Source organism: Parolsenella sp. (genome assembly GCF_982402205.1).
Map to the genome: position 1 here is coordinate 1 of NZ_CEVYAT010000040.1, position 10811 is coordinate 10811.

The 10811-nt window shown below is 65.3% G+C and carries 11 protein-coding genes; 8 read left to right on the plus strand and 3 right to left on the minus strand.

Annotated elements, in window-relative coordinates:
* Window positions 1-1405: carboxypeptidase M32 (locus AC1VTH_RS03695; RefSeq protein ID WP_481334747.1), on the minus strand; the 1405-nt coding region annotated here is incomplete at its 3' end.
* Window positions 1406-1709: 304 nt separating this feature from the next.
* On the opposite strand from AC1VTH_RS03695, the gene glmM reads away from it, so the two are divergent.
* Both glmM and AC1VTH_RS03705 read left to right on the plus strand, forming a co-directional pair.
* Complete coding sequence (gene glmM / locus AC1VTH_RS03700) at window positions 1710-3041, plus strand: phosphoglucosamine mutase (RefSeq protein WP_293826282.1); 1332 nt, start codon at window positions 1710-1712, stop codon at window positions 3039-3041.
* A gap of 63 nt (window positions 3042-3104) precedes the next feature.
* Window positions 3105-3911 (plus strand): HAD-IIB family hydrolase, encoded by an 807-nt coding sequence (locus AC1VTH_RS03705; RefSeq protein WP_481334748.1) that lies wholly within the window; start codon window positions 3105-3107, stop codon window positions 3909-3911.
* A gap of 252 nt (window positions 3912-4163) precedes the next feature.
* Here the strand turns inward: AC1VTH_RS03705 and AC1VTH_RS03710 are convergent, their stop codons facing one another.
* Together AC1VTH_RS03710 and AC1VTH_RS03715 are read right to left on the minus strand one after the other, a co-directional pair.
* Complete coding sequence (locus AC1VTH_RS03710; protein WP_481334749.1) at window positions 4164-4583, minus strand: RbsD/FucU family protein; 420 nt, start codon at window positions 4581-4583, stop codon at window positions 4164-4166.
* A gap of 271 nt (window positions 4584-4854) precedes the next feature.
* Window positions 4855-5583 carry a GntR family transcriptional regulator gene (locus tag AC1VTH_RS03715; RefSeq protein WP_481334750.1) on the minus strand — a complete coding sequence of 243 codons (729 nt, stop codon included), beginning with the start codon at window positions 5581-5583 and terminating at the stop codon, window positions 4855-4857.
* Window positions 5584-5778: 195 nt separating this feature from the next.
* Between AC1VTH_RS03715 and nagA the strand changes: the two genes are divergently transcribed.
* The 6 genes from nagA to AC1VTH_RS03745 all read left to right on the plus strand — a co-directional run.
* Window positions 5779-6960: an N-acetylglucosamine-6-phosphate deacetylase gene (gene nagA / locus AC1VTH_RS03720; protein ID WP_481334752.1), complete on the plus strand. Its 1182-nt coding sequence runs from the start codon at window positions 5779-5781 to the stop codon at window positions 6958-6960.
* Window positions 6961-7251: 291 nt separating this feature from the next.
* The gene (locus AC1VTH_RS03725) at window positions 7252-8037 is read left to right on the plus strand and encodes a PTS mannose/fructose/sorbose/N-acetylgalactosamine transporter subunit IIC (RefSeq protein ID WP_481334753.1); all 786 of its coding nucleotides are present in this window, start codon (window positions 7252-7254) and stop codon (window positions 8035-8037) included.
* Window positions 8024-8830 (plus strand): PTS system mannose/fructose/sorbose family transporter subunit IID, encoded by an 807-nt coding sequence (locus tag AC1VTH_RS03730; RefSeq protein ID WP_481334754.1) that lies wholly within the window; start codon window positions 8024-8026, stop codon window positions 8828-8830. The genes AC1VTH_RS03725 and AC1VTH_RS03730 overlap by 14 nt, the downstream gene beginning before the upstream one ends.
* A gap of 24 nt (window positions 8831-8854) precedes the next feature.
* Entirely contained in the window at window positions 8855-9355 is a 501-nt protein-coding gene (locus AC1VTH_RS03735) for a PTS sugar transporter subunit IIB (protein WP_481334756.1), read from the plus strand.
* Between the two features lie 179 nt (window positions 9356-9534).
* Window positions 9535-10248, plus strand: coding sequence for a sugar isomerase domain-containing protein (locus AC1VTH_RS03740; RefSeq protein ID WP_195449194.1), 714 nt, complete (start codon window positions 9535-9537; stop codon window positions 10246-10248).
* A gap of 72 nt (window positions 10249-10320) precedes the next feature.
* Window positions 10321-10811: hypothetical protein (locus tag AC1VTH_RS03745; protein ID WP_481334757.1), on the plus strand; the 491-nt coding region annotated here is incomplete at its 3' end.

Genomic DNA, 10811 nt, shown 5'->3' on the forward strand with positions numbered 1-10811 from the left:
GACCGTGGCGCCAGACACGGTCGCGCAGCCACGCGCGTCTGGGCTCGAGGTCGCCGCTCGCGCACGCACCCTCGAAGTCGACGCCGCTCGCGCGCATGGCGTCGAGCAGCTGCGCGCCATAGGCGCCGCCCAGCGCGTAGGTGGGGAAGTAGCCCATATCACCACAGGACCAGTGGACATCCTGTAGGCACCCCAGGGTGTCGCTCGGCACCTCGAGGCCCAGATAGCTGCGGTAGCGCTCGTTCCACAGGGCGGGGACGTCGGCCGCGGTGGCCTTGCCGTCGAAGAGCAGCTGCTCGATCTCGTAGCGAATGATAATGTGGAGCGGGTAGGTGAGCTCGTCGGCCTCGGTGCGCACGAGGCCCGGCTCGGCGCGGTTCGTGGCGAGGTAGAGGTCACGCGCGCTCACGCCGTCGAAGCGGCCCGGGAAGTGGCGGCACAGGGTGTCGAGAAGCACGGGCGCAAAGGCCTCGGAGCGGCCCACGTAGTTCTCGAAGAAGCGGCTCTGGCTCTCGTGCACGCCGCTCGAGACGCCACCGTTCAAGATTGTGCGGTCGTAGGCAGGGTCGATGTTCTGCTCGTACATCGCGTGGCCGCCCTCGTGGAGCATCGAGTAGACGTTGCTGATGACGTCGTCCTCGTAGACGTGCGTGGCGATGTAGGCGTGGCGGCTGCAGACCGAGTCGGTGAAGGGGTGCTCGGTCTCCGACAGGGTGAGGGCGCTGGCGCGCAGGCCCTCGACGCGGAGCAGGTCGCGTGCGAGCTCCATCTGGGTGTCGTGGTCGAACGTGCCCTCGATGCAGCCGCGGCTGGGCTGCCAGCCGCGCTCGCGAATGGCGGCCACGAGCGGCACGACGCAGTTCTTGACCTCGGCAAAGAACCGGTTGTAGAAGGCGCGGGAGGTGCCGCGCTCGTAGGCGTCGAGCCAGGTGTCGTAGGGGTCTGCCGCGGGCGCGCGCAGCTTGGCGATGGTGCGCATGGAGCTCACCATCTGGTCGAGGCAGGGCGCAAAGCTCGCCCAGTCGTTGGCGCCCTTGGCGCGGGTCCAGACGTTTTGGGCCTCGCAGCACAGCTTCGCGAAGCCGGCCTGGACGTCTGCGGGCACGTCGACGCGCTCGGATCGCTCGCGCGCGAGCACGCGCACCTGCGCGGTGCGGGTCTCGTCGAGCTCGCCTGCCGCCGCAGCCTGGCCCAAGCGGTCGAGCACCTGGCCGGTCTTCTCGCAGCACAGAAGCTCGTGGACCTCCTCCTCGAGGGTGGCCAGTGCCTCGGCGCGCGGACTTGCGGCTTCCCCGGGGTCGCAGGTCTCGCCCGCGAACATGATCGAGGTCGTGGCGTGGCGGTGGGCAAACAGGTGAGCCTGCAGAGAGTCAAGCTTGCGCAGGTCCTCTTCGATGGTGGGCATGGTCTCCTCCTTGGTGGTTGGATGAGTCGAGTGTACTCGCTACGCGGGCCTGCGGGGTGGGGCGACGGCCGCGGGCCCGGACCCGCGCGACCGTCCCACCTCACCCAAGCCAGACCTTCGCGTCCGTCCTTCTCGTTCCAAAAAAAAACATGACGCCCGCCCGCACCTCAGGCTCTGCGTTTTCTGTCAGGGCGGGGGAGCGCCGTGCCATGAGTTGCATAATTATTAGGACTTCTCGGCGTGTCCCGGACGCGCCCTGATGCGTCATCCCCGACGCTGCTCGCACAAGACTGAGGAGAACTTCATGAAGTACTTCGGAACCGACGGCTTCAGGGGCCGCGCCAACGAGGGCCTCACGGTTGACCACGCCTTCGCCATCGGCCGTTTCGTGGGCTGGTACTATGGCCTGCGCGAGGGCCGCAAGGCCAAGGTCGTCATCGGCAAGGACACGCGTCGCTCCAGCTACATGTTCGAGTACGCGCTGGGCGCGGGCCTCGTGGCCTCCGGTGCCGACGCCTACCTGCTCCATGTCACCACCACCCCGTCGGTGAGCTACGTCGTGCGCAGCGAGGACTTCGACTGCGGCATCATGATCACGGCCAGCCACAACCCCTATACCGACAACGGCATCAAGCTCATTAACTCGGGCGGCTACAAGATGGAGCCCGAGGTCCTCGAGATGGTCGAGGACTACATCGACGGCAAGATGGACGTGCCTCTTGCCACGGGCGAGGACATCGGCCGTACGATTGACTATGTCGAGGGCCGCAACCGCTACATCGGCTTCCTCATCTCCTCGGCGAGCTTCTCGATGCACGGCATGCGCATCGGCCTCGATTGCGCCAACGGCTCGTCGACCCCCATTGCCAAGGGCGTGTTCGACGCGCTGGGTGCCAAGACCTACGTGGTGTCCAACGAGCCCAACGGCTTCAACATCAACCGTGGCTGCGGCTCGACCCACATCGAGCAGCTCCAGAACCTCGTGAGCGAGAAGGGCCTCGACGTGGGCTTTGCCTTCGACGGAGACGCGGACCGCTGCATCGCGGTCGACGAGCACGGCAACGTGGTCGATGGCGACCTCATCATGTACGCCTGCGGCACCTACCTGCACAAGATCGGCCAGCTCAAGGGCGACACCGTGGTCACCACGGTCATGAGCAACCTGGGCCTGTACAAGGCTCTCGAGCGCGCCGGTCTCAAGTACGAGCAGACCGCCGTGGGCGACAAGTACGTCTCGGCCTGCATGGTCGAGAATGGCTATTCGCTGGGCGGCGAGCAAAGCGGCCACGTGATCTTCTCCAAGTACAGCAACACCGGCGACGGCATCAACACGAGCCTGCGCATCATCGAGGCGATGCTGGGCCAGAAGAAGACCCTCTCCGAGCTCTGCGAGCCGGTCACGATCTATCCGCAGCTGCTCAAGAACGTCGTGGTGGCCGACAAGGAGACCGTCATGGCCGACGAGCGCGTCAAGGCCGCCGTGGCCGGCGTCGAGACGGCGCTCGAGGGCGAGGGCCGCGCGCTGGTTCGCGCGAGCGGCACCGAGCCGCTGGTTCGCGTGATGGTCGAGGCCGCGACGCCCGCCATCTGCGAGAAGTACGTCGACGAGGTGGTCAAGGTCATCGAGTCGCTGTAGCCCGAACGCATTCGTGGCCGCGTCCCGGCGTGGGGCGCGGCCTTCTTTGTCTAGGAGGCACCCATGAGGCTCATCCTCACCGACATCGACCGCACCGTCCTGCCGTTTGGCGAGCAGGTCGTGCCCGAGCGTACGCGTGCCGCCCTGTGCGCGGCCGTGGCGGCGGGGCATGCCGTGGGTCCCTGCACGGGTCGCTCCGCATCATGGGCAAAGATCCTGTTCGACAACGACGACGCGTGCGTCTCGACCTGCATCGCCACCAACGGCCTGCAGGTCTACCACGCGGGCGAGAAGATCCTCGAGAAGATGATTCCCGCCGAGCTCGTGGCCCGCATGGCGCAGGTCGTGGAGGGCGTCGAGCATGCTGGCCTCGTCTACTTCGAGGACGCCCAGCCGATGCTGTGCCGCGGCACGCGCGAAGACCTGCTCGTGGCGTTTCCCTCCTACGGCAAGATCTGCACGTCGTCCGAGCTGCCCGCCCACGACGTGGTGAAGGTCAACGCCTTCGTGGCGGGCGACCTTGACGCCACCTACGAGCTTGCACACACGCTTTCTGCCGAGGTGGGCGAGCTTGACTTCGACGTGCCGCAGGTAGGCTTCACCAACATCATGCCGGCGGGCTGGAACAAGGGCGCTGCCGCCCTCTACCTGCGCGACTACCTGGGTATCTCTGAGGACGACGTCTTTGTCTTTGGCGATGCCGAGAACGACCTGACGATGCTCGAGGCCGTGAAGAACTCCGTGGCCGTGGCGAACGCGACGCCCGCCGCTGCGGCCGCCGCCCGCTGGCACATTGGCCCGTGCGCCGACGAGGCCGTGGCCGACGCGGTACTGGCCCTTGCCCGTGGCGAGTTCCCGTTCACGCGCTAGGGCCCCGGCGCCCGCTTGTCTGCTCCCTTCACAGATTCCTAGGAAAATGACGTTATCGCTATCCGTTAAATGCGGATAACGGCGTTTTCCTAGGAATTTGCGGTTGTTGGCGAGTGGGTGACGATGGCTGGTCGTGAGTGATGCCACCGACCGACTGCATGCGCAAAGAGGGAGCCGCGGGCCTGTGCCTGCGACTCCCTCTGCGTTTCTCGCACCGTTGGTGCTTCTCGGACTCGCCGTGCTGCTCGAGCGCTACTTCACGACGCCCTTGCGCAGCAGGATGTTGGCGTAGGTGGCCTCCTCGGAGGTCGCCACGATTGCGTAGGTCTTGCGGGCGCGCTCGATGAAGGCGTCGTGCTCCATGTGCGTGATCTTCACGTCGCCGCAGTGCTTGGCGATGATCTCGCGGTAGGTGGCCCAGATGGGCGGCTCGTCGGGCGTGGGCGACTCCATCATCGCGACGGGGCTCTCGACGTAGTCGTCGAGCGGCATGAGCGTGAGGATCGAGTCGAGGATCTCGGGTACGCCCAGGCCAATGCAGCGAACGAGCAGGTTGCCGCTCGAGGTGGCGGGGTAGTTGCCGTCGGACAGGACGATCTCGTCGCCGTGGCCCATCTCCATGAGGACCTTGAGCAGGTCGGGGGAGACGTTCTTGGGGATTCCGTTCAGCATGTTCGCTCCTTCGTCGTCGCCGGGTGGCGCAGGGCCAATGGATGGGGCCGCGTGCGGCCTGGTCTCGTTATAGCGAGTTGGCCGGCGATGCGCGGCATCGCATCCGCCAGCGAGCCAAAGCGTTCCATGGGCGCATCTGGCGAAACGTTGATGACGTGGCGCGCCCATCCGGCCCGCTCCGCCGCCCACCGCTGCGCCAAGGGTGCCTAGTTCGCAGCTAACGCGCTAAGCGTCCCGCCCGCTCCGCCGCTCGCCGTGGCGCCAGGGGTGCCTAGTCCCTCAGCGTGTTGCCGCGGTCGAGCGAGGTGAAGCCCAGGCGGAAGTAGTCCCAGCGCAGGTAGGACAGGGCGTCCTCGACTACCTCGCCGGTGGCCAGCACCGTCTGCTTGTGCTCGCGCACCACGGGCGTGGGCTCGGTGTAGCCCAGCACCTCGGCGGCCTCGGGTGGCGCGGGGAAGACCACGTCGTCGACCTCAGTGGCCTGCTCGTCGTTCAGTGAGATGTTGAAGTCCTCGCGCACGCGGCTGTAGACCGAGACGTATTCGCTGGGGTCGAGGTCGCCGCGCACGAGGCGGCTGGGGATGTAGGAGCGCTGCAGCATCACCGGCACGTCTCCGCTGCTGCGCACGCGCACGATCTTGTGGTAGCCCTCGCCGGGGGCCAGGTGCATCATCTTGCGAACCTCGGGGTCGTCACCGGGCTCCATCGACACCACGCGCACGGTCTCGGCGTTCGTGGCCCCCTCCCACGGCTCCATGTCCGTGAGTTCCACGAGCCTACGCTTGCGGGTGCGCGAGACGAAGGTCCCCTTGCCCTGGCTGCGCACGAGGTAGCCCATGTTCACGAGCTCGCGCAACGCGCGCACGATGGTGATGGAGCTCACGCCGTAGCGCTCGATGAGCTCGGACTCGCTGTAGAAGCGCTGGCCGTTCTCAAACTTCTTGCTCTCGATCTCGCGGCGGAGGTCTTCCTTAATCAAGGCGTACTTGGGGGTCTTCATGCATATCACCGTTTGCGGAAAGCCGCCCACGGGCCAGCGGTTGCGCGGGCGCGGGGCAGCGACCAACATACTATATTGAGTATAAAGAAGGGGCATTTGAGAGAAATGTGCTCCTTCGGCGAACGTTTCGATACGGCGGGCCGCGGGCACCTAGGCCGGCGGCAACCTCATTCGCGCATGCGAGAAGGGACGGGCATGGCTACGTACGCAATCAAGGCAGACAGGTTCTTCCTGCCGGGCTCCTCGGTCGATGGCGGGTACCTCGCCGTGAGCGACGGGGTCTTTGGCACCTGGAGCGCGCAGGCGCCCGAGGGCGTCGAGGTGCGCGACTACACGGGCAGCTTGATTGCCCCCGGCATGGTCGACACCCACATCCATGGCTTCTACAATCACGCCACGATCGACGCTGACGCCGCCGGCATCAACGCCTCGAGCGAGGCGCTTGCCCGCTGCGGCACCACGTCGTGGGTTCCCACGACCTTCACCGACGGCGTCGAGCACATCGGCGAGTGCTGCGCTGCCATCGCCAGGGCTGACGACACGCGCGGCGCAGACTTCCGTGGCGCCCACATTCAGGGCATCTACCTTGAGGGCCCCTTCTTCACGATGAAACACGTGGGCGCCCAGAACCCTGCCTACCTCATCGACCCCTCCTACGAGGTCTTCGCTAAGTGGCAGAATGCCGCGGGTGGCCGCATCGTCAAGAGCGCCCTTGCCCCCGAGCGCGAGGGCTCCGAGGCCTACATCGCCGCGCTCGACGCCGAGGGCGTCGTCACCTCGATTGGCCACTCCGATGCCACCTATGAGGAGGCGCTCGCCGCGGTGAACGCCGGCGCCACTTGCTTCGTGCACACCTACAACGGCATGCGCGGCCTGCACCACCGCGAGCCGGGCACCCTGGGCTGTGCCATGGCCACGCCCGAGACCTATGCCGAGGTCATCTGCGACGGCAAGCACGTGCAGCCTGCCGCCATCAAGGCACTCGTGCGCGCCAAGGGCTGGCAGCACAGCGTTCTCATCACCGACTGCCTGGGCTGCGGCGGCATGCCCGAGGGCCACTACATGAGCGGAGGCCTGCCCGTCGTCATGAAGGACGGCCTGTGCTACCTCGAGAACGAGGACGGCTCCATCGGAAATATCGCCGGCTCGGTGCTCACCCTCGCCCGCGGTGTCAAGAACGTGGTCGACTGGGGTATCGCGAGCGCCGACGAGGCCATCCGCATGGCCACCGAGGTCGCCGCCCGCTCCGCGCGCATCGACGCGCGCTGCGGCTCCATCAAGCCGGGTCGCGACGCCGACTTCGTGGTCTTCGACCATGAGCTCAACCTGCGCGAGACCTACCTCGCGGGCGAGTCGCTGGGTGCCCCGGAGTACTAAACCCGGCATCTAGCTAGAATTTCAAACAACGTTTCAGGCGGCCTTCAACGTAGTTTTGGAGGCCGCCTGCTTTATGTAATACGACCGTTCACGCCCAGAATTGAAACGGTTACAGAAGCGATACACGAATCGTTGACAGAGTTCATATACTAACTCGTGGACCCAAGGGCCCGGGTCTGCCCACGCGCCTCCGGCGTGGGGCGCGTAGGTAAACAGGCGCCACCCAACCTGGGAGGTGGTTGGCGCCAGGGATCGGGTGATCCCGAGAAAGAGAAGAGAGGGTGAATTGGAATGGGCTTTCCGCAGATCATAGCTCTTACTGTGTACGCGGCGTTTGTCACCTGGGAGATGCTGGGACCGAACTTCTACCTGTCGAAGCCGGTTATCGCTGGCCTGTTCGCAGGCGCCGTCATGGGTGATGTGGCCACGGGCCTCTTCATCGGCGGTACGCTTCAGCTCATGGTCCTCGGCGTTGGCGCCTATGGTGGCTCGTCGATCCCCGACTACATGTCCGGCGCCCTGATCGGCACCGCCTTCGCCGTCACGACCGGCTCGACCGAGATCGGTCTTGCCGTCGCCGTGCCCGTGGGCCTGCTGCTCGTTCAGTGCGACATTCTCGGCCGCTTCTGCAACACCGCGTTCCAGAACATGGCCGATGCCGGTGCTGAGGAGAAGAACTGGCGCAAGGTCGAGCTCGGCTGCCTGCTGGGCACGATTCCCTGGTGCCTCTCCCGCGCCATCCCCGTCTTCCTGTGCCTCGCCCTTGGCCAGGACGTCGTCGCCAGCCTCGCCGCCGCCGCTCCCGAGTGGCTGCTCAACGGCTTCAAGTGCGTCTCCGGCATGCTCCCCGCTGTCGGTATCGCCATCCTGCTTCACTTCATGCCGCTCAACCGCTTCTGGCCGTACGCCCTTCTCGGCTTCGTGCTTGCCGCCTACCTCAACGTCCCCATGCTGGGCGTTGCTCTCGTGGGCCTCGCCTTCGCTGCCGTGAAGTACTACGAGTTCACTCAGCAGAAGCCGGCCGTTGCCGCTGTGGCTGCTAGCACCGAGGGAGGGACCATCGATGACGACGAGTAACACCGCTCTTTCGCAGAAGACGCTCAACAAGGTCTTCTGGCGCTGGTACTTCTGGGGCCAGATCGGTTGGAACTACGAGAAGATGCAGGGCTCGGGCTACTGCTACGCCATGATGCCCGCCCTGAAGGAGATCTACACCAACGAGGACGACCTGCAGGTTGCCGTGAAGAACCACCTTCAGTTCTTCAACACGACGCCCGACATGGCCTTCATCATCCTCGGCATTGACTGCGCCATTGAGCCCGAGCTCAAGCTCGACGGCATGGAGGCCGTCAGCGGCATCAAGACCGGCCTCATGGGCCCGTTCGCTGGCGTGGGCGACTCCATCTTCGGCGTCGTCATCCCGACGATCTTTGGCGCCATCGCCGCCTACATGGCTCTCGACGGCAACCCCGTGGGCTGCTTCATCTGGATTGCCATGGGCGTTGTGACGACCATCATCCGTTGGTTCCTGTTCAAGATCGGCTACACGCAGGGCCAGTCCGCGGTCGGCACGATCGCCGAGAACATGAAGCCCATCACCGACGCCGCCTCCATCCTGGGCCTTGTCGTCGTTGGCGCCCTCGTGTGCTCCGTCGTCTCGATCCACGCGCCCGGCACGTTCACCTTTGGTGACGTCTCGCAGCCCGTCCAGGACCTGCTCGATGGCATCATGCCGTCCCTGCTTCCCCTGTGCGGCACCGCTCTCGTGTATTGGCTGCTCTCCAAGAAGGGTATGACTTCCAACAAGGCGATTCTCATCGTCATCGTTGTTGGTCTGCTGCTTGGCTGCACCGGTATCCTGGCTAAGTAGACCCTAATCTGAGGAGGTAGCACTATGGCTGACGAATTCGAGGGCATGCCCGGCATTGTTGCGATCCGCATTGATGACCGACTGATTCACGGGCAGGTCGTGGCCTATTGGTCGAACTCGCTCAAGCTCACGCGCATTATGGTTGCCAACGATCAGGTGGCTGCCGATGACATGCGCAAGTCGGTTCTGAGGATGGCGGCCCCTGCTGGCATCAAGACCTCGATCATTCCGGTCGAGCGTGCTGCCAAGCAGATTCTCGAGGGCAAGTATGCCGGCCAGCGCGTGTTCCTTATCGTGAACTCGCCCGCTGACATCATTCGCCTCATCGACCTTGGCCTGCCCATCAAGACGATCAACATCGGCAACATGGGCGGCAAGGACGATACGCACGTCGTCAAGAAGTACGTTAACGTCACCGACGAGCAGGAGCAGCAGTTCCGTGACCTGCTGGCCCGCGGCATCGAGATCACCACGCAGCTCGTTCCGCAGGACCCGGTGGCCCACCTCACGGACTTCCTGAAGTAGGGCCCAGTCGAGAGGGGTCGGGCGCCAACGCACCCGATCCCTCTTTTTGAGGGCGGGCTCCTCCCGGCGACCCGGGGCGAGCCAGTCCATGCGTGCCAGGCGGGCGGTCTGGCACGCATGGGCTCAAAACCCAGCGTATGCATCGTGTTCGCAAAGACCCAAAGAAGGGGAGGACTTGCATGAACAAGACCGCCGAGCGTTTCAAGGCAGAGATCATCAAGCGCATCGATGAGGTCACCGACGGCCAGGAGGACGCCATCCACGAGGCCGCGACCATCTTTGCCGACACCATCGAGCGCGGCGGCATCATCCGCGCCTTTGGCTCGGGCCACTCGTTTGGCAACGCCCTCGAGATCTGCGGCCGCGCTGGTGGCTACATCCAGACCCGCATCATCCGCGAGCCGTCCAACGGCATCTACGAGATGCTCAACGGCACGGGCGAGCAGTTCATGCACAAGCTCGACCTGCGCCCGCAGGACTGCCTCGTGGTCATCTCCAACTCGGGCCGCAACCCCCTGGGCATCGACATCGCCGAGCTCGCTCAGAAGAAGGGCGTCAAGACGATCGTCGTCACCGCGCTCGAGGTCTCCAAGGCCGGCACCTCCCGTCGCGCCGACGGCAAGCTCCTTTATGAGTTTGGCGACGTCGTGCTCGACAACAAGAGCTCGTTTGGTGACGCCTGCATCGACGTCGAGGGACTCGACACCAAGGTGGGCGGCACCTCGCTCTACACCGGTTGCATGCTGCTCGACTGCGCCATCATGGAGTCGCTCGACATCCTGCTCGAGCGCGGCGTGACCCCGCCCGTGTTCATGAGCGCCAACGTCGACGGCGGCCCCGAGTTCAACCAGAAGCTGCTCGACAAGTTCGCCGACCGTCTCGCTGAGTACTAGGGTTCGCGTTAGTTCGCGCGCCCCGGGTGCCGATCGGGCATTCGGGGCGCTTGTCTTTGCAAGGAGTTTTGCATGGGGGTTACGACCATCGACAGGAAGCCCGCCGACGCCGGCTTCGAGAGCTGGAAGGTTTCGTTCGACCACGACGTGAGCGACGTCATCAACCTCGATGACCCGGGCGCCGCGCCCGAGGTCGACGAGGCGCTCGAGCGCGAGGGCGTCGTGCCCCTGTTCGTGCCTAAGGTCGAAAGCGCCTGGGGCAACGAGCTCGAGCTGTCGGTGTTCGTGATGCCGCAGGCAGACATCGCCTCGGCCGAGCCTTACCCGCTGGGCCCGGTCAAGGCCCCGCACGTGAGCGAGGCCGAGGTCGACCAGAACGTGGCCCAGCTCGTGGCAGGCCACGGCACCCTGCAGCCGGCGCTGGGCGTGAGCACGCCGCGCATGGGCGACACCGTGGTCATCGACATCCAGGGCAAGGCGGCGAGCGGCAAGATCGCCGACCTCACGAAGACCAACTTCCGCTACCTCGTGGGCTCGGCCGCGCTTCCCGGCAAGGTCACCAC